Origin of the sequence: Solwaraspora sp. WMMD937, assembly GCF_029581175.1 — a bacterium.
GTDB lineage: Bacteria > Actinomycetota > Actinomycetes > Mycobacteriales > Micromonosporaceae > Micromonospora_E.
In genome coordinates, this window is record NZ_CP120738.1 from 1026506 (window position 1) to 1045105 (window position 18600).

An 18600-nucleotide genomic window follows, 5' to 3' on the forward strand; every position below is an offset into this window, starting at 1 on the left:
GGGGTGTCCGCTGGCGGACACCCCCGGGCCGGGGTGCCTTGTGGGGCCGCGACCTACCGGTCAGAGTCGCCGCAGGACTCCGGCGCGCGGGTCCGTCAGCGCGGCGAAGTGGTCGACGAGTCGCCGTACCGCGTCCGGGTCCCGCACCACGACCCCGACTTCCAGGTTGTCCGACAGCGCCCGGTCGGTCAGGTTGGCGCTGCTGACCAGCGCGACGTCGGTGTCGGCGGCGATCACCTTGGCGTGCAGGGCCGGAAGTGACCGGCTGGACTGTCGCCGCGCCGCCACCGGCCAGTGCCAGCAGGTGACCCGGTCACCGAGGCCGGCGAAGACGTCGGCTCCGGTCACCCCACGCAGCGGTCCGCCGTCGGCGGCGCCGCTCTCGGACACCAGGTCGACCCGGACGCCGCGATCGGCGGCGGCGGACACCTCGGCGACGACCTCGGCGACGCCGTACGCGGCGAAACTGACCATCAGCAGCGACCGGCGGGCCTGCCGGATCAACTCGACCACCACCGACCGGGTCAGCCGAACCGCGACAGCCGGGCTACTCGGCCCGCTGACCACCAGTTCGGTACGCCGTGCCTCGGCCCGTCGCTGCAGGTGGGCGGCGCTGCGCAGAGCGAGCGCGACGGCCGGGCCGGGCAGGCCGGGGGCGTGGGTCCGCCAGGCGGTGACCAGCCGCCGGGCGTGACCGGCGACCGCGTACCCCGGTCGGGCGTCGGTCAACGCGGCTTCCACAGTGGCGTCCGGCCGGGCGACCGACGCCAGGACGCCGGCCCACGCGGCGACGTGTCCGGCCGGCAGCTCGGCGGCCAGCTCGGCGACGGTCTGCGCCATGGCCTCGGACGGGTTCACCGCTGGCAGCCGGTCACCGGAAGAAGCCGCACTCGTTGTCGGCGAGGGTGTCGACCAGCAACGACCGGTCCAGGTAGTGGTTGCCGCCTTCGCAGGACGTTTCGGCGGCGTACAGGCAGGCATGGCAGGCGGCTCCGGCGAGCCGGCCGTGCACCGTCGGGTCGTGTTCGGCGCAGAGCGGGTCGGAGCTGCACAGCCGGGCACCGTGCAACGCGCGGTCGATGAGTGGGCCGAGCCGGTCGGCCCGGCCGAGGGTGACCAGGCCACCGAGGGTGCCTTCACTGTCCGGGGCGGCGGTGTAGAGCAGCACCCCGGCCATCGGCGAGTCGCCGGCACGCGCGTACACCCGCTCGCCGATGCCGGAGGCGCTGTAGCCGCATTCCAGCGCCAGCTCCCGGATCAGGGTGTGCGCGAGGGTGTGCAGCAGCAGGTAGCGCAGGCCGGGCCAGCCTCCGGGGGGTAGTTGACGCTGCGCCCGCCACTTGTCGTGGGCCCGGATCAGCAGGTGTTCGCGGGCTTTGACCGCGGGGTCGTGCTCCCAGGCGACAATGCGTTCCTCGGCGAACCGCAGGAAGATGCCTTCACCGCGGGTTTCGGCGCACGGCACCCAGGTGGGCGGCTCGGCGGACAGCGGTGCGCGGCACTGGTCGGGGGTGTCGAGCACGTCCCGTTCGGGGGCGTCGATGCGGGTGAAGCCGTACAGTGCGGCGACCCGACGCAGCCGGGGCACCAGCACCACCTGGCTCAGCCAGTCCCGGTGCCCGGCCGGGACCGGCTCCGGCCGGGTGGTGAAGTCCGGCAGTGCCGCGCCGACGCTGGCGGTGAACGCGCGCCACTCGGGCAGGTGCAGGTCGAGATTGTCCCAGTCACCGCCGCCGGGGGCGTCGCCGGCTTCGTGCCGCCGCTGGATCGCCGCCCACACCTTGTCCACTCCGTGCGGTTGCAGCTCGGGCCAGCAGGTCTGGGTGGGCAGGATCATCGTCCCGGTCTGCGCTGGCAGCGGGGCGAGCACGCTCAGCGTCGGCCAGAATTCGGCGACCAGGTGGTCCACCGGGTGTTCGGCCTTCGGCACGCTGAACACCGCCGCCTGCATGGCGAACCAGCTGTTGGTGGCGCCGAGCGCCAGGGTGCGCGGCGGCGCGTCGCACGGTTCGTAGCTGCCCAGGTGCGGGTGGCGGCCCCGGCAGGCGGGCAGGTTGCGGTCGGCGAGCGCCCCGATCGCGTCCGAGATGGGCCGCGCCGCCTCGCACTGGCCGCAGGTGACGAAGATGTTGGTGGTCTCGCCGGTGCTGCCGCGTTCGGACAGTTGCAGCGGGTGCCCGGCACCGGGGTCGCTGCCCCGGTGCGCGAAGTACGACCAGGGGAAGTCGTCGAGGTGGCCGTTGCCGCAGGCCAGCACGAACCGGGCCGGTACGGCGGTGGGTCGGCCGCCGCCGTTGCCGCGGCAGGTGTGCACGTAGCGGACCTTGTCCGGCGTCGGCGCCGAGACCAGCTCGAACAGACCCGACTCGACTGGGGCGAGTTGGTTGCACCGGGTGTCGGAGCAACGCAACCAGGCGGGGAACAACGCGACCGGCACCCCGATGCGGGCCCATTCGGCGTACGGGTCGGAGGTTTCCGGCAGGTGCGGCGGCAGCCGCAGCGCCTGCACCTGGTGACCGAGTTTGGCGCGCATCGCGGCGAGCAGCCGGTCCTCGGTGATGACGGTGGCGCGGGCCAGCTCCCAGTGGTCGAGGCCGAGCGGCATCACCGACAGGCTGGGCAGGTCGGCGACGGAGCCTATGCCGTAGGTGTGCAGCAGCTGGTTGGGGCGCAGCGCGCCGACCCGCAGTTGCCGTAGCTGTGGTTCGCTCACGCCAGCGCCTCCGGCCCGTCGGCTCCGCCAGCGGCCCCACCGGCAGCGGCCCCGGTGCCGGTCGCCGGATCGACGCGGGGCACGAACGGTGGCGGTGGTTCCGCCATGGCGGCCCCGGCGAGCTGCAGCTGCAGCTGTACGCCGGGTTCGACGTCGCGCAGCGAGGTGGGGCAGGTGGTCTGCCGCCAGCGGCCCTCCTCGGGGCGGTGCAGCAGCCCGGCGGTGTCGTCGCTGCGGCGTGGTTTGTCGTACGCGAGCCGCCGGGCGGGCATGGCCCGTTCCCGCGCCCACGCGTCGAGCCGCGCTTCCAGCTCGTCCTCGACGCGTAGCCGTACGGCGTTGTCGGCGGCGACGTCGCTGCGCCGGGCGAGGAAACGCACCACGTGGTCGGCGAGGGGGCCGTAGCGGTCGAAGTGCTGGGCGCTCAGGTTGCCGTTGTAGGTGCGTTCCAGGTTGCGGATCAGGGCGACCAGCACCCCGGTCAATCCGCGGTCGATGGCCCGTTCGGCGAACGGGGTGACCGACAGCGCTTCGACCTGCCGGTAGACGGTGGCGTGGAAGTGGTCGAAGCGTTCGTAGTGTGACAGGTCGCGGGGGCGGGCCCAGTTGTAGACGGTGAAGACGATGCCGGGGGCGGCGCGGCCGACCCGGCTGGTGGCCTGGATGTACTCGGCGGCCGACTTGGGCTGGTTGGCGACGACCATCACGCCGAGCCGGGACACGTCGACCCCGACGGAGATCATGCTGGTGGCGAGGAGCACGTCGATCGGGCGCGGGCCGGCTTTGCCGCGCCCGCCGGTGAACCGGACGGCGAGCCGGTCCAGCAGTGGCCGGATCGCGTCGGAGGGCATCCGGGAGGTCAGCTCCTCCAGCAGCGGGTCGTAGCGGCGGGCCAGGCCGCGTTCGTCGGCGCGGGCGAGTCGGGTGGTGACGTCGTCTTCGACGAGGCGTCGCATGCCGCCGAGGTCGCGCAGGCTGTTGAAGTAGCCGACCAGGGTCATGTACGGGTCGGTGACGTCGTTGCGGCCGTAGCGTTCGTGCAGTTTCTGGGCGGCACCGAGGACCGACACGTACACCCGGATCAGGGCCGACTTGATCCGGGTGCCGTGGGCGCAGATGCCGATGTAGCGCCGGCCGGGACGCTGGTCGGGGTCGCGCTGGCGGGCGAAGAAGCTGTCGGCGGCGTCCAGGCCGGGCGGTGGGAAGACGCTGGTCGAGCGGTGGAACAGTGCGCCGATCTGCTGGTGGGCGCGGCGGACGGTCGCGGTGGAGGCGATCACCTTGGGCCGGGTCGAGTGACCGGTCACCGGCTGCCAGGTGGCGAGCCGGTCGACGGCGGTCTCGTAGAGGCCGACGAGGGAGCCGAGCGGACCGGAGATCAGGTGCAGCTCGTCCTGGATGATCAGGTCGGGGGGTCGCAGCCGGGGGCAGTCGACGATGCTGGCCGGCCCGGCGGTGCCGGCGGCCCGGTGGTACGTCGCTTCCCAGTCGGCGTGTTCCAGGTCTTCGGTGACGTAGCCGTGCCGTTCGCAGCGCCGGCTGACCTGCCCGAACAACGCTGCTGTCGCGCCTTTCCAGGCCAGTTGGGCGAACTTGTCGACGGTGGCGATCAGCAGGGCCGGCGGGTGCCGGTAGATCTCCTCGTCGACGACGAGCACCGGCAGCCCGCGCTGGTCGTCGGGCCGGCCGAAGCCGGCGAGGTCGCTGAACGGGCATTCGACGTCGGGGCAGCGGACCAGGGTCCGGCGGTACGTCGGGTCGATCACGATGTCCCGGCCGGGTTCGATCCGGCTGCCGCACCACGGGCAGCTGGTCAGCTGGTGCGGTGAGCCGTGGCCCCGGGTGGCGGCGCCGCGCCGGCCACGCTGCTGCTGCTGCCACTGCCGGGCCTGGTCGGTGTGGTTGGGGGTGACCTTGCCGCCGACCCACAGTCCGATCCGGATCGGCGTGTCGCCCCAGGTGGTTTCGTCGGCCAGGCGCAGCGTCTCGGCGGCGCAGATCAGGGTGGCGGCCCGCTCGAACTGTTGGATGGTGAGCAGCCGCAGCGTGTAGCGCATCAGCACGGCGAGGCCGCCGGCGGCGACCAGTCCGCCGTGGGCGGGTTGCAGCCGGCGGATCGCGATGGTGAAGGCGGTCAACCCGAGGTACGCCTCGGTCTTGCCGCCACCGGTGGGGAACCACAGCAGGTCGGCGACGGCCCGCTGCGGGTCCTCGGTGCGTTCGGCGTGCCGGGGGTCGGCCAGCGCCGGCAGATTGATCAGCAGGAAGGCGAGCTGGAACGGCCGCCAGCGGTGGTTGACGGGCTGGTCGGCGGCGGCGGTCGCCGCCGCGAGCCCGAGGCCGGGGTGTTCGCGACGGGCGTCGGCGACCCTGGTGTGCACCCGCTGCAGGTACATCGCCTGGTTGGCGAAGCCGAAGGCGCGGCGGGCGGCCGGGTCGGTGGCGAGCAGGCCGATGCCGGCGGCGATCCGGTCGGCGGCCCGGCGGGCGTCGCGCAGCGCCTCGGTGACCTGCTGCCGGTGTTCGGTGAGCCAGCGGTGCGGCTGGTCGGCGGCGGCTTCGTTGCCGGCGATCCAGGCCCGGTAGCCGTCGACGAGCGGGGTCAGCGCCGCCAGCAGCGGATCACCGGCCGGACCGCGTGCCGTGCCTCTGGCCGGGGCGGCCGGCGGGGTGGCGGCCAGCTCGGCGAGGCGTTTCATGTCGAGCTCGACGGCGGCCAGCTCCGGCAGATCGGGGTCGGTGTCGGCGGTCGGCACGTCGGTGAACGGCAGTTCGTGTACGGGCACCGGGCAGGTGCGGATCCGGTGGGCGCGCAGCGCGGGGTCACCGGCGGCTGCCGGGTCGGCCCGCACGGCGGTGCCGTGGCCGACGGCGTACTCGGGGTGGAAGCGGTAGGCCATCGCGAGCCGGCGGCGTTCGGCCTGGTCGGAGGCGTCGCCGCCGGTGATCTGCTCGGGTCGGGGCCAGAAGACCGGCTGGTCGCCGTCGCCGGTGGCGGACAGCTCCACCTGGAAGATCCAGGAGCTGGCGTCGCGCCGCGCGCCGGGCCGCTGCCGGTTCTCCAGGAACAGGGAGATCAGCCAGCGGCCGTCGCGGCGGCGGGCCCGGCCGCGTACCACGATGTCGGGTTGGTCCGGGTCGGGGGCCTGCGGCGGCAGCGGGCCTTCGGCGAGTACGACGATGATGGTGCCGCCGTGGCTCTGGCGCTGCCAGACCCGGCCGGCGTGTTCCTCGCGCTGCGAGGTGGCCCGGTCGTAGCGACCCCAGCCGCCGGTGACCCGCAGCGCGGTGGCGGCACCGTCCACGGTGGCGGTGAAGCCGAGCGCAGACGGGGCGAGGCTGGGCACGTTGGGCGCGCTCGGCTCCGGCTGGCCCTCCATGATGTCCGGTGCGCTGGCGTCGGAGAGCTCGTCCTGGGTGTCGGGCTCGACGGCTTGGCCGTTGGGGGCGAGCCGGCCGAGCAGGTAGCGGTCGAGCGGGCTCTCCTGGGTGCCGAACTCCTCGTCCGGCCCGTCGAGCGGCCCGAGCAGGTCGGCCAGGACCAGCGCCTGCAGCTCGTCGCGGATCACGCCCGCGTCTGGTCTGCCGAGTACGCCCGCCTCACCCATGCCCGCCACCGTAACGGCTCCCCACGACACCGTCCTCATGCGATCGGCCCCTCGTGCGAGGGAGTCATGAGCATCGACACTGCCCCAGCGGACTGGGCACAATGCCACAGGCTGCACAGACATCAGGACGGACCATTTTCTGCTCCGGTTGCGGCTTACTGCGGCCACGTGCCGGCTGAGAGGACTTCGCCGGCCGGCGACGCGCTGATGCATCCTGCGACGAGGCCAGGGTGAGCGCCTTCGAGACATCTTCCTTGGAAGCCTGCGGCCAACCATTGACTCGGAGGATGCGGACCACCTCTGCCGTTTTCCGCACCTGGCCGCTACCCTCCGGCTGGCGGGCATCCCGCACCGCCGCGATGAACTGCGAAAAGTCCTTGCCGTACTTCGTTGACTGAGGGCTTGTCCGGCTGGCCTTGCGAGTCGGTGTCGCCCCTCGGCTCGGACTTTGCCGTGTACGGGCCACAGGGCTCAGCTTCTTTGCCGGCTGTCGAGCGGGTTCCGCTCGGTTCTTCTTACCTGTTTGCGGCACCGGGTCGCCGACGACTGCTTGCACCTGGGCGGTGGTGGCATTCAGCCAGCCCTTCTCCCGCAGCTTGCGCGCGATGGTCTTGGCCTTGGCGCCAGGCAGCTGCGACCGGAGCAGCCGAGCCGCCTCCTTCAAGACCGGCGCACTGGCCGGAGCCACACGCCTGTCGGCCGCCGAGGCGGTCGAGCCCGTCGTAGCCCGCCGCCGGGACGGACCTGGTTTGCGGGGCGAACCCGACCTTGCCGGAGGGACTCGCTGAGTCTGTGGCGGCAGGCGGTCTATCCACGAATCAGGAGTCTGGTCAGGCTTGTCATCGTTCTCCCAGTCGTAACCAGGAACATCCCAATGCCTACCCTCGGCGTCGGCATACCAGTCTCCGATCGTGCGCCCGGTCATGCTTCCTCCCGAACTTGCGCCGCAGGGCAGTCAGGCTGACGAGGGCCAGTTGACCATCCATCTTGAACTACGACGCTATTGACGCCCACCGACCGATGTAAGGTCCGATCAGGCAGTGCAGGATCGACAGGCGTACAGCCGACGGCAGAGTACGGCTCCCGCCGCTACGGTCTTTTGTCCGGTCGACGATCCGGCAGCCCTGTTGATCGACTCGCCGTACATCGACTATCACCCTTGTCGATCATCGTTTGGCTCGACAATGCTGCAGGAGAGCGGCGACGCCACAGGACGGATGATCAAGATGAAGATCCGGGATTCGGTCGCCACAGCCGGCGGGGCCAGGTCGAACGAGGACCGAGTGGGCCACGCAGGTTCGCTGGCCTGGGTGATCGACGGTGCCACCGATCTGTTGGAGCGGATCGCCGTCGAGGTGCAGTGGCGGCAGGACGCGTACGGCTTCCCGTCGGACCGGATGCCGCCGGCCTGCTCGATCGGTCTCTGCGTCGACCGGGGCCACGGCTTCGAGCTGACCCGCATCGGCGACGCCACCGCTGTCATCGACGGTGACACCACCCGCGTCCTCGCCACCAGCTACTTCGACGGGCGAGAGGCGGCGGCGGTGCGGGCCCGCGAGACCGACCCGGCGATGGTCGTCGCCGCCATGCAGCAGCGACGCCGGCACACCATGACCTCCGGTGACGTCGAGTCGGTCTTCTCCGGCCACCCGCAACGCCGCCTCGTCCCGCACCGGATCACCGCGGACTGGGCAGGGACCGGCCACATCCTGCTCTGCACGGACGGGTTCGCCCGGCTGGTCACCGATTACCAGCTCTTCGCCGGGTGGTCCGAGGTCGTCGCCGAGGCCCGGGAGCGTGGGGTGGCGTACCTGGAGAAGTTGATCCGGCAGACGGAGAGCGACCCGGCCGTCGGCGGTGACCGTTTCAAACGCGCCGACGACGTCGCCGCCGTCCTGATCTGCGCGGGCTGAGGCAGTACAGATGGGAGCACCTGCCATGTCCGACCGGCCGCCGTACCTCGTCGAACGCAACCCGGGCTACTTCGAGTACCAGTTGCCGATCTCGGTGAAGCTGGTCGTCGACCACCGCGGTCGGGTGCCGCTGCTGAAGAACGAGCGCGACGAGTGGGAGCTACCCGGCGGCAAGCTGGAGGTCGGCGAATCCCCGGAGCAGGGCGTCTGCCGAGAGGTAGCCGAGGAGCTGGGCCTGACCATCACCGGCGTACAGATCATCGACTCGTGGGTGTACGAGATCACCCCGCTCCGGCACGTGTTCATCGTCAGCTTCGGTGCGGTCTACACCGGCGCCGAGAAGTTGACCTACACCGACGAGCACAAGGAACTCGGTGTGTTCAGCTACGACGAGGTGCCCGACCTGCACATGCCGGCACTGTACAAAGCGACGATCACCCGCTGGCGTGACCTCGTCTCCGGTTCGACGCAACCCGCGACGACATGACCGGGCGGGAAAGCTGCCTCCGGTGTAGCCGGACCGCTCGGGTGTTCCTCGCTGCCCTGTCCGCCGCAGTGTGCTTCGGCTGTACGTCGGGTCCGCCGGTCTCCATGGCCGAGTCGGACCCGGCGCTGCTCGTCCACGACGTCCGGCGCGGCGGCGACGACGCGCAGATCGACGGGTACCTGCGCCACCTCGCCGACGCGGACTGCTTCGTCCTCGAACCGGACGCGACGACCGGGCCGGACGGGATGCGCAACGTCGCCGTCTGGCCGCCCGACACGAAGGTGTGGCGGGACGGCGGGCAGGTCGCCGGGGTCGACGTGCCGGGCCGGGAGCCGATCGCGATCGGCAGCCGGGTCGTCGGCGGTGGCGGCTACGCCAACCCGTCGACCAGCGACCTCGACCTGCCCGACGTCTCCCCCGACTGCCTGACCGGTGGCGGCGAGTTCGCCATGCTGCATACCATCACCAGCGTCACGCGCTCGATCAGCGAACGCTTTCGCTGGGGCTGACCCCATAGGATCTCTGTCGGCAGGTTGACGCAGCGTCGAAGCGGAGTGCGGGTGGCGGATCCGAGCAGCGCAACCCAGGCAGTCCGCAGCAAGGGCTGGTGGCCGTTGGCTGGCGGCTTTGGCGTTGCCACGCTGGGTCACGCACTGGCCGTCGCAGCCCTCGCGATCCCGGTTACGAAGCTCGGCCCGTCAGATCCCAACGCGAACCTGGATGCCGGGGACCGGTTCGGCGTCTTCTACGGGGTGTTGTGCACCTACGCTGTCGTACATGTGCTCCTGTTGAACGTCGGCCTCGTCTTCGTCTGGTCCGAACGCGGCAATCGAATGTTCAAGCGAGGGCTGGTCACCGGATGGGTCGGCGGCTGGTTCTTGGTCATTGCCATCGTTACCACGTGGCTTGCGCTCGCGGAGTCGTAGCGCCCTCCCGCCGGTTTCGGCGGGCAGTCGGTTGAGGATGCCGTCGACGGCTTCGATCAGCTCTGCTGTGCCGCGTACGACGTGGACGCCCGGCTTGGTGGCGAGGGCTTGCGCCCATTTGCTTTGCATGGCGTGGCTGGTCAAGATCACCGGCCGGCCGTGCCCGAGGGCAAGGCGAGCCTGGATGCGGGCGCCGCTGGTCTCGCTGGCTTCGACGACGAGGGTCGCCGCCGCGTACCCGCTCATCACCGCGTTGCGCATCGGAAAGCTCTGCCTGGTGGGGCCGGCGTCGGGCCAGAACTGGCTGACCACCAGGCCGACTTCGGCGATGTGGTCCTGCAGCCGCCGGTTGGCCGACGGATAGTAGTTGCGGATGCCGGTGCCGATGACCGCGACGGTCCGGCCACCAGCGGCGAGGGCTGCGGTGTGGGCGGCGGTGTCGATGCCGTGAGCCAACCCGCTGGCGACCGTCACTCCCCGGTTGATCAGCGACTCGGCTACCGATCGCGCGATGCTCAGTCCACGCGCTGACGCCTTGCGGCTGCCGATGACGGCTATGGAAGGGTCGTTGGCCCAGAGCTGGCCACGGGTAAACAGCAGCGGAGGCGCCTCCTTGATGCCGCGCAACTGGGCCGGGTAGCTGTCGTCTGAGAAGGTGTGTACGCCGATCCCGTCCGCCCGCCACCCGGCGATCTCGTCGGCAGTGGCTGCGATCAGCTCAGCAGTAGAGCCGGTCGTGACCGAAAACAGTGTCTCGGCCTGACACAGCACCGGGTCTGGCATCGGACCTCTCAAATTCAGTCAACGGCTGGGCCGGGTGCCGGACTCGTAGGCCAACGCCCAGGCAACGTCACTCGGGGTCAGGGCATACATCTCGGCGATCGTCTCGGGGTCGGTGCCTGCCGCGTGCTGTCCGGCGATGGCCTCGGTGCTCACTCCGCCGATGGCGGGCCGGCCGAAGCGGACGTCGGGCCGGACGCGTACCGGCGAGTCCGGGTCGGGGTCGGGTCGGTAACTGGCCGCGGAGTTGCCGGCCCAGCCGATGCGTCGGTGGAAGGCCGCAGCCGGCGGGGTCAGCGTCAGCCTGTTGCCGGTGGTCGTGACCAGCCACCAGCGCGGATGCAGGCCGGCTGCGGCCTGGGCATCCCGGACGAGAGCGCGTCCATCGGTGAAGGCGCGCCGGTCAGCGATCGGGTGCGGCACGCCGAAGTGGTCCCGGAGCAACGCGAGGAAGATCGGCAGTCCGCTCATCGGCGCACGATGCGCCTGTCGGTGTTCCCGCAGGTAGGCGGCTTCGACGAACTCGGCCCAGTCGAGCACCCGCCGCCTGGGCGGGCCGGCTCGGCTGCCGGACGGGTCGGACCGCCGCTGGCGGCCGTCGGTGACGGCCAGCCAGCGGCGCAGGGTCGACGGCGGTACGCGGAGCAGCCGGGCCGCTGCCGCTTCGGTGAACACGGCTACTCGGCGGCGGGCACGAGGACTTCCGAGCCGGACCAGTTGATGTCGAGGTTGCCAAGGTCGCTCTCGGGCTGGTCGTCCTCGTCGAGGGTGCTGAAGGCGGCGTGGTAGCAGCCGAACCCGTGGCCGCCGGCCGCGAGGGTCGCGACCGCCCAGCCACGCAGGTTCTCCCCCAGCTTCTCCGGCTGACGTGGGTCGACGGCGACCCGGATGACGCCGAGCAGGTCGTACGTCTGGTCACGCGTGCCGGCGTTGTCGATGCGGCACAGCGAGAACCCGTACCGCTCGCCTTCCTCCTGCTGGTAGATCAACTTTCCGAATCGGTACACGGGAACCTCCTCGTTTGCGGCGGGACTGCCGACCGTGACTAGCATCAGGGAAGTCGTTTGTTATATCAACCCCCTAGTCTGTGGCGACTTCCTGAAGTAGGCTCACCCTGCTATCCGGTCCTGTAAGGAGTGAGGAACATGATCCAGTCACCGACGGGCCAAGAAGCAACCGACGGCGCAGACGTCTCGCCCACGGTGCAGGCATGGGAACTCGGCATCAGGCTGCGCGTGCGCCGTGAGGAGTTGGGCATGACAGCGGTTGCTTCCGGCAAGGCGACCGGCATCGCCCAGGCGTACATCTCGGGTGTAGAAGCCGGCCGGGTCAAACTGCCAGCCGGTCGACTGGCTCAACTCATTGAGATCTACGAGATCGACCCGGAGGACGCAGCCGAGCTGGAAGAGCTGCGGGTGGGAGCGACCCGTCGCGCCTGGTGGCACCAGTACTCTCAACTCTTCCCCGCTGACTTCCTCCGCTTCCTCGGCTACGAGGCCGGCGCGGATCACGTCCGCAGCTACGACAACGAGCTACTCCACGGGCTGCTCCAGACCGAGGACTACGCCCGTGCCGTGATCCGCGGCGGCAACACCTACGTCCGGCTGACCGAGATGACCAGGCGAGTGAAGGCGCGCATGGCACGGCAGGCTCGGTTGACCGGTCTCAACCCCTTGAACGTGAGCACCGTCATCAGCGAGGCAGTCCTCCGTCAGCAGATCGGCGGTCCAGCGGTCATGCACAACCAGCTCAACCACCTGGCCGAGCTGGTGTCCTCGCATCCGGATCAGATCCGAATCAGGGTCGTGCCGTTCACCGCAGGAGCACACCCCGCGCTCGGCGGGCCGTTCCAGATCCTCTCGTTCCCATCGCCCCGGCTGCCTGACCTGGTCTGGCAGGAAGTCCTGACCTCCAGCGACATCATCGACCAGTCCGCTCGCGTAGCCGACTACACGATGACCTTCGCTGAGGCTGAGGAACGCGCGTTAAGCTCGCAGGACTCACTCTCGCTGATCCGCCAGATAGCCAAGGAGATGGGATGACCCCGCAGGTCGGCACCCCTGACCGGGACTGGTTCACGTCATCGCGCAGCTCCAACAACGCCGCCTGCGTCGAGGTCCGCTTCGCTGGCGGCCAGGTGGACGTACGCGACACCAAGGACCGCACCGGCCCGGCTCTCGCCTTCGACGCCACCACCTGGACCAGCTTCGTCACCGGCCTCAAGCACACCCCCACCCAGCCCTGACCTCTGCAAGGCTGGGCTGCCCCACCGGACTCCATGGTCGGATGCGCTCCATCTAAAGCACGCTCAGCGCGTCGCGCAGATGCGGCGTATCCGATCATCGGCCGACGTTGGCTCTCCGCTCACGGCGTCACCGCCCGCTCGATCCACTCGTCACAGCCGACTACGCGGGCGCCCTCGGGCTAGCTGAGCAGCGCCAGTACATCCTGGCGCACAAGATATGTTTTGCCCGGGTTAAGTCACCTCAGATTTGATGTAGACACACCTACCGTCGAATCTTGCCAGAACAGGTACCAACATCTCATATGTCTGAATTCCGGACCCTTGAAACAGCGTTTCACCCGCGAGTCGCGCATCAGCATCACCCAGAGAGACAACGATAAGTCGTCAATCCGACAAGTCGATCTCTTGCAGGTACTCAACCTCTGACCAGGGCGTTTGAACGAACTATCCGCATCACAGCGGCGATGATCGTTGTACACGCCGAATGGCCAAGTCAGGTACGATGAGTGCAGGCGCAGGACTGGGCTGCAAAGCGCCCAGGACCGGACCACTCGGTCGACTTCGAGTCGGTATCGAACCGATGCGCCGATTGTGAGATGCAAGCCGACATGGAGGTTCTGATCCGTGCAGGCAACCGACGAGCGCGCAAGGCAGCAAGGACGGCTTGCACTGGTTTCCGCCATTGCAACCGTAATTGGCGCGGCAGCTGGCGTCGCGCAGTGGCTAACGAGCATCGGTGCATGGGCCGTTGTCGTCCTCGGATTGGTCGGGCTTGCCGCAACGTCTTGGTCCCTCAGCAAGGTGTGGCGTGACCGCCAGGCAATTTTTGCCACGTTGCTGACCTTGCTTCTCGTTGTCATCGCCGGGGTCACCGGGGCAGCGATCGACCGCATCATCAGCCCGAACCGTCCGCTACCAACCTCGACCTATCCGCCTCCAACAGGACAGGGTTCACCCAGCCATTCCACCTCGCAGCCAGGGGCCGATCGACCCGCCACCACGGCACCTGTGGACTCGATAGCCCCTTCCTCGCAGATCCCGACTGGTGAACCTCCCGTAATCGTATACGAATGGAAGGAGCGATGGAGCGACCCGATCCAGCTTCGGTTTCCGGGCGGCATCGACTTCGACTACCTACCACCGCCCGGCCGCGCGGGATTCGGTGGCGATCTCAAAACCTCGCGCGACGGCAGCGATATGCGAACGTATAACAGCGGCAAGTTGGTGGAGTGGGGCAACGAGGGCGAGCCGTCGCCGCAGCAGTGCTACGAGTTGACCGCGCGCAGCCCGGCGGGACAGGATTCGCAGTATATCAATAATCCCCAGGTGGGTAGCTGGTATTGCCTGCTGACCTGGAACGGATCACTGCCCGGCCGCATCGTTGTCTTCAGGGTGACCGAGGTAGTCGAGGGAGGCTTCAACCTCCAGGCAACGGTGTGGAACCGCGAAGGCGTGTGATATCGGCTAGTACTCCAGGGTGGATTCATCAGGCAACTGCTTCATGCTTGGCATGTAGCACAGATGGGGCGCATTCGATCATCAACTCAGGTCCGCTCTCCATTCATCACGTCACTGCCCGCTCGATCCGCTCGCGAAAGTCGGCTGTGCGGGCGTCATCGAAGCGGCTGAGCAGGGTGAAGGCCTCCTGCCGTACTGGCAGGGCTTCTGCTTCGCGGCCAGTCGCAGCAAGGGCAGTCGCCAGGTTGTGCAGTGCGACGGCAGTTTGCCAGGAGTCGCCGAGCCGGCGGTGCACTCCGGCGGCCTGGCGGTGGAAGTCCACTGCCTCCGCCGACCTGCCAAGATCCTGATACGCCTCGCCGACAGCGTCGAGCGCGGTCGCTTCCCGGCTACGGTCACCGATCCGTCGTTGCAGCGCAGCAGCGCGGTGCAGGATGTCGACGGCGGCGGCAGGGTCACCGATGGCCCGCCGCACCCGGGCCAGCTCGACCAGCCAGTGGCCCAGCCACAGCGAGTTGTTCGCCTCCTCGGCGATCGCGACCGCAGTCTCAATGTTGGCCTCGGCGTTGGCCACGTCACCCATCTCCCGCTCGGCCATGCTGAGGAAGAACAATGCGTTACCTTCCTGGCCAAGGTCGCCGAGGTCCCGTAGCTCAGCGAGGGCTTCCCGGAGCAATTCGGCGGCCTCCGGCAACCGCAGCATCTCGTACCGTGTCTCGCCCAGATTGCTCAGCACGAGCGCCCGCCAGCGCCGGTTGCCGAGTCGGGTGACGATCTCCAGGGCTTCGGAGAAGAAGCGGACCGAGTCGGTCAGCCGGCGATGCCGCAGCCCCAGCAGGCCGAGCGCGTTGATCGAGACCGCGGTGCCGAACTCATCACCGATCTCGCGACGGATCGCAAGGGCTGCCTGGTGGCACTCGGCCGCCTCGTCGAGCTGGCGAGCCTGGAAGTGTGCCTTGCCGAGACTTTCCAGGGTTTCGGCTTCCCCGCGCCGGTCACCGACCGACCGGGCTGACGCCAGCCCGATCCGCGCAGTAGTCGACCACTCGTCGAACGCGTTCTGATGCATGTAGACGCCGCGTAGCACCGCCGCCAGATGCCAAGCGACCTGGTGTGCGCCGCACTCGCTGGCGAGGCGGGTCGCCGCGACCAGGTTGTGCCGCTCAGTCTCGAACCATTCGGCTGCGGTCGTCGATGCGCTGAACGCCATCGCCTCGATGCCACCGGGCGGGTCCAGCGGCACCGTCTGGTTGAACGGGAGCATCGCCGTCACCGCAGCGTCGGCGCTGTGCAGGTACCAGCGGAGCACGCGCAGCCGCGCCCTTTGGCGTTCGTCGTCCGACTCGTGCTGGCGCACCTGATCGATCGCGTACGCGCGGAGCAAATCATGCAGTTGGTACCGGTCCAGCCCGACGTGCTCCAGTAGGTGGGCGCCAACGAGTTGATCGAGCAGGTGCCGGATCCGGCGTGCCGGGGTGCCGGACAGTGCGACCGCCGCCGCCGCACTGAAATCCGGGCCGGGATGCAGCCCCAGCAACCGGAACAGTCGCGCCGCTTCCTCGGTCAACGCACGGTACGACCAGGCGAACACCGTCCGGACCGCGTCGGACTCGTCACCGTCGTCGGCAGTGAGCGTGTCCCAGAGCGCTGACTCGTCGTGCAGGTCCTGGATCAGTTCGTGCAGTGTCATGAAGGGCCGGCTGGCCGCTCGTTCGCCGGCGATCCGCAGCGCCAGCGGTAGCCGCGCACACAGCCGTGCCAGCTCGGCCAGCTCCTCCTCACTGTCCCCCTGGCGATAGCCGTCCATGACAGTCCGCAGCAGCTCGATGGCGTCGTGTTCCGGCAGGATGTCGAGCGTTAGGCGTTGGCCACCGTCCCTGGCCACCAGTGCGGAGAGTCTGCTCCGGCTGGTGACGATGACCGAGCAGGTGTCCGTTCCGGGCAACAGCGGCCGAACCTGACCAACCGATGCGGCGTTGTCCAGCACGACGAGGATCCGCCGGTCGGCGAGGCGGGACCGATACACCGCTGCCCGCTCGTCCAGGTCTGCCGGGATCGCAGCAGGTGGTACGCCAAGCGACCGGAGGAAGCGGTCCAGGGCCTCCGCTGGATCGACCGGCAGCCCGCGGTCATATCCGCGCAGGTTCACATAGAGCTGCCCGTCCGGGTAGCGCGCCTTGACCCGATGCGCCCAGCGAACAGCGAGCGATGTCTTGCCGACCCCAGCCGTGCCGGCGACGACGAACAAGGTCACCGCAGGTGCGGTTTGGTGGGCGTCAGTCAGCAGGCGGTCGAGCGCCAGCAGCTCGCGGTTGCGGTTGAGGAAGCCGGCGACCCCGCCGGGTAGTTGCCGTGGCGGCGGACCGGGTGCCGGGTCGCCGCCATGAAAATGTACGCCACCGTGCACGTCACGGGCCTGCACCAGGTCCGCGCTGCCGGAAAGGTCGGTCCGGTTGACGTGTCGGGGATCCGGGTCGTCCGACGCCGCGCCGCCCTGGAACATGTCTCATGTTCCCGTAGGCGGCTCCAGTGTGGCCACTTCCCGATCAAAGAACGTGTCCAACGGCTCGCCTTGCTGGTACAGCCCTTCGATGAGACCTTGGCACCGGGCGATCAGGTCCGGGTCGGTGAAGCGACGAGCGGCGGCGAGCACACCCGTGTCGTCGTAGACCGCCTCGTACATCACGTCGAGACCGAGCGTGTAGATCTCCGGCAGCGGACCCCCGTTCTCGTACGGAGCGACCTGCTCCGGACCGACGACGTTGGTCAGGCCGCCGTAGTCGTGGCGGAGCCGGAGCAGGTGCAGCTCCCATTGCAGGTACGGGATGATCGGCTTCTCGACGACTCGCACCCGCCGGTTGACGAAGCCTTGTCGCGCGATCCGACCGTAGTAGTCGGCGAAGTCGTCGCGCTGCTCGTCGATCAGCCGAAGCGACTCATCCCACCGACCGTCGACGAAGGCCTCCCAGCTCTTGTTGCCGGGCTCCTTGAAGAACTGCTGCCGCTCCAGCTTCCAGAAGCCGACCGACTCTATCCGCCAGAAGTGCTCGTAGAAGTCGGACCAGTAGTCGTCGAGCGTCAGCACTTCACCTGGGTCACCGCCGAGGACTTCACGCATCAGGCATCTCCACCCTTGCCCTTGTGATCCACTAATCGTCACCCTCTATGCAACACAAACAAGCACACGACACCGTACCATCGAGGTATCCGGATCGAACGATCTCAGACAGCGCCCCAGATGTGTTCCGGTTTCATGTTTACTGGAGGCTTCGACCGCTCCGAACGGAGGTCCGGGAATCACGTCGGCAGGAGATGTCGCCAGATCGCTAGACGCGACCCGGTCTGCGCTGGCCCGCGTCGTCAAGACCGTCGCAGCCGCCGGAACAGCCATCCATCAGCAGCAAGGACAACTCAGCCAACTGACCCGTGGGGCGAGTAATCCGGCTGCCAGCCAGGCCGTTGCTGCTGCCGCAGCGGCTGTTCAACGCCTGCAAGAGGCTGCCGAACTCACCACAGCCGCAGGTCGAGACCTGCTGGACTACACCCGTAGAATCGTCGGCGAGCCGACAGCAGCCCCTTCGGATGGGTCTGGCCCCTACGACGCCACCTCGTCCGTAGCAGCCGGCGGACGTCTACTTCCCGATCAAGTCGAGCGGTTAAGGAGCGACCTCCCGGGTGCGGTCGAACCAGGGACCGGACAAAGACACATGGGCGGTGGATCGACCCGGATACGGGTGTTGTCCACCAGGCCATCAGCGGCAAAGATGGGGACCAAGAGCGCGTGGACAGTTGCCTGCGCGACGAGGGCATCCCCCGACTCCCGCAGCGCACCGGGGACGTCGAAATGAAGGTTGCCATGCAGATGCGAGACCGCAGCATCCGCCATCTTGATTTGGTCCTCAACAACGTACCCTGCAGAGGTCGACTCGGCTGCGATGGAATGCTACCGATCCTCCTCCCGGAAGGCAGCTCCATCACCGTGCACGCTCCGGACTTCCGCAAGACTTATACAGGAGGTGCCAGCCCATGGTGGCGCTAGAAGTCTGGTTCGACCAGGTCCCGGAGAACGACTTCGGTCCCGGCGATCCGGCAATCATCGTGGACAACCTGGCCAGCCTTGACAAGCTGATCGAGCACGTGCTGACCGTCACAGCAGGTCGGCAAGTCCCCGCCGTTGTTCAGGCAAACATTTTAGGGGCATCCGGCTTGCCTATAATCGAAGCCGGGATCAGCCACGACCGAGGATTCATCTCATACACTGACCGCAGCGGTGGCTTCTACTCAATAGGAGACACAAGCCGCAGCGGCGATGCCGTTTACGACTACATGGGAAACGAACACGTCGTCCCCGCCAGCGCTGAGATCCCGCTGAGCGAGGTCCGCCAGTGGCTGGCCGAGTTCATTGCCACCGGCGGACCCTCCGCCACCGTCCCGCTGGCTCCCGAGGTCGGCTAGCGGCGGATCAGGATC

The 18600-nt window shown here is 68.8% G+C and carries 15 protein-coding genes; 7 read left to right on the forward strand and 8 right to left on the reverse strand.

From position 1 onward, the window contains the following. Window positions 1-60: 60 nt before the first annotated feature. Genes drmC through drmA form a run of 3 tightly spaced genes read right to left on the reverse strand, consistent with a single transcriptional unit; the run spans window position 61 to window position 6321 of the window. Complete coding sequence (gene drmC, locus O7621_RS04560; protein WP_282232874.1) at window positions 61-858, reverse strand: DISARM system phospholipase D-like protein DrmC; 798 nt, start codon at window positions 856-858, stop codon at window positions 61-63. A gap of 13 nt (window positions 859-871) precedes the next feature. Further along, complete coding sequence (locus O7621_RS04565; RefSeq protein ID WP_282232875.1) at window positions 872-2713, reverse strand: DUF1998 domain-containing protein; 1842 nt, start codon at window positions 2711-2713, stop codon at window positions 872-874. Next, complete coding sequence (drmA, locus tag O7621_RS04570; protein WP_282232876.1) at window positions 2710-6321, reverse strand: DISARM system helicase DrmA; 3612 nt, start codon at window positions 6319-6321, stop codon at window positions 2710-2712. Before drmA ends, O7621_RS04565 begins: the two co-directional genes overlap by 4 nt. Window positions 6322-7547: 1226 nt before the next feature. Between drmA and O7621_RS04575 the strand changes: the two genes are divergently transcribed. From O7621_RS04575 to O7621_RS04585, 3 genes are read left to right on the forward strand one after another with little or no spacing between them, the layout of a single operon-like run. Next, window positions 7548-8234, forward strand: a complete 687-nt coding sequence (locus tag O7621_RS04575) for a hypothetical protein (protein WP_282232877.1) — start codon at window positions 7548-7550, stop codon at window positions 8232-8234. 25 nt (window positions 8235-8259) lie between these two features. Continuing rightward, complete coding sequence (locus tag O7621_RS04580; RefSeq protein WP_282232878.1) at window positions 8260-8721, forward strand: NUDIX hydrolase; 462 nt, start codon at window positions 8260-8262, stop codon at window positions 8719-8721. Between the two features lie 41 nt (window positions 8722-8762). Further along, entirely contained in the window at window positions 8763-9230 is a 468-nt protein-coding gene (locus O7621_RS04585; protein WP_282232879.1) for a hypothetical protein, read from the forward strand. A 189-nt stretch (window positions 9231-9419) separates the two neighbouring features. Here O7621_RS04585 and O7621_RS04590 read toward each other — a convergent pair whose 3' ends face one another. From O7621_RS04590 to O7621_RS04600, 3 genes are read right to left on the reverse strand one after another with little or no spacing between them, the layout of a single operon-like run. Beyond that, window positions 9420-10430, reverse strand: coding sequence for a DNA-processing protein DprA (locus O7621_RS04590; protein WP_282232880.1), 1011 nt, complete (start codon window positions 10428-10430; stop codon window positions 9420-9422). Window positions 10431-10448: 18 nt separating this feature from the next. After that, window positions 10449-11102, reverse strand: a complete 654-nt coding sequence (locus O7621_RS04595) for a DUF433 domain-containing protein (RefSeq protein ID WP_282232881.1) — start codon at window positions 11100-11102, stop codon at window positions 10449-10451. A gap of 2 nt (window positions 11103-11104) precedes the next feature. Further along, complete coding sequence (locus O7621_RS04600) at window positions 11105-11434, reverse strand: hypothetical protein (protein WP_282232882.1); 330 nt, start codon at window positions 11432-11434, stop codon at window positions 11105-11107. A gap of 138 nt (window positions 11435-11572) precedes the next feature. Here O7621_RS04600 and O7621_RS04605 point away from each other — a divergent pair, with 138 nt between their 5' ends. The 3 genes from O7621_RS04605 to O7621_RS04615 all read left to right on the forward strand — a co-directional run bounded on the left by O7621_RS04605 (window position 11573) and on the right by O7621_RS04615 (window position 14130). Beyond that, complete coding sequence (locus tag O7621_RS04605) at window positions 11573-12469, forward strand: helix-turn-helix transcriptional regulator (protein WP_282232883.1); 897 nt, start codon at window positions 11573-11575, stop codon at window positions 12467-12469. Next, the gene (locus O7621_RS04610) at window positions 12466-12672 is read left to right on the forward strand and encodes a DUF397 domain-containing protein (protein ID WP_282232884.1); all 207 of its coding nucleotides are present in this window, start codon (window positions 12466-12468) and stop codon (window positions 12670-12672) included. Before O7621_RS04605 ends, O7621_RS04610 begins: the two co-directional genes overlap by 4 nt. A gap of 624 nt (window positions 12673-13296) precedes the next feature. Next, window positions 13297-14130 carry a hypothetical protein gene (locus O7621_RS04615; protein ID WP_282232885.1) on the forward strand — a complete coding sequence of 278 codons (834 nt, stop codon included), beginning with the start codon at window positions 13297-13299 and terminating at the stop codon, window positions 14128-14130. A 106-nt stretch (window positions 14131-14236) separates the two neighbouring features. Here the strand turns inward: O7621_RS04615 and O7621_RS04620 are convergent, their stop codons facing one another. Both O7621_RS04620 and O7621_RS04625 read right to left on the reverse strand, forming a co-directional pair. Further along, entirely contained in the window at window positions 14237-16633 is a 2397-nt protein-coding gene (locus tag O7621_RS04620; RefSeq protein ID WP_282232886.1) for a tetratricopeptide repeat protein, read from the reverse strand. 3 nt (window positions 16634-16636) lie between these two features. Beyond that, on the reverse strand, window positions 16637-17248 hold the full coding sequence (locus O7621_RS04625) for a DUF6879 family protein (protein ID WP_282232887.1): 612 nt from the start codon (window positions 17246-17248) through the stop codon (window positions 16637-16639). A gap of 908 nt (window positions 17249-18156) precedes the next feature. On the opposite strand from O7621_RS04625, the gene O7621_RS04630 reads away from it, so the two are divergent. Next, window positions 18157-18585, forward strand: coding sequence for an Imm1 family immunity protein (locus tag O7621_RS04630; protein WP_282232888.1), 429 nt, complete (start codon window positions 18157-18159; stop codon window positions 18583-18585). Window positions 18586-18600: the final 15 nt, after the last annotated feature.

Excerpts from the sequence above, each read along its gene's own strand:
- drmA (WP_282232876.1), bottom strand. The coding sequence starts at position 6,321 with ATGGGTGAGGCGGGCGTACTCGGCAGACCAGACGCGGGCGTGATCCGC.
- O7621_RS04575 (WP_282232877.1), top strand. The coding sequence starts at position 7,548 with ATGAAGATCCGGGATTCGGTCGCCACAGCCGGCGGGGCCAGGTCGAAC.
- O7621_RS04580 (WP_282232878.1), top strand. The coding sequence starts at position 8,260 with ATGTCCGACCGGCCGCCGTACCTCGTCGAACGCAACCCGGGCTACTTC.
- O7621_RS04590 (WP_282232880.1), bottom strand. The coding sequence starts at position 10,430 with ATGCCAGACCCGGTGCTGTGTCAGGCCGAGACACTGTTTTCGGTCACG.
- O7621_RS04605 (WP_282232883.1), top strand. The coding sequence starts at position 11,573 with ATGATCCAGTCACCGACGGGCCAAGAAGCAACCGACGGCGCAGACGTC.
- O7621_RS04610 (WP_282232884.1), top strand. The coding sequence starts at position 12,466 with ATGACCCCGCAGGTCGGCACCCCTGACCGGGACTGGTTCACGTCATCG.
- O7621_RS04620 (WP_282232886.1), bottom strand. The coding sequence starts at position 16,633 with ATGTTCCAGGGCGGCGCGGCGTCGGACGACCCGGATCCCCGACACGTC.
- O7621_RS04625 (WP_282232887.1), bottom strand. The coding sequence starts at position 17,248 with ATGCGTGAAGTCCTCGGCGGTGACCCAGGTGAAGTGCTGACGCTCGAC.
- O7621_RS04630 (WP_282232888.1), top strand. The coding sequence starts at position 18,157 with ATGGTGGCGCTAGAAGTCTGGTTCGACCAGGTCCCGGAGAACGACTTC.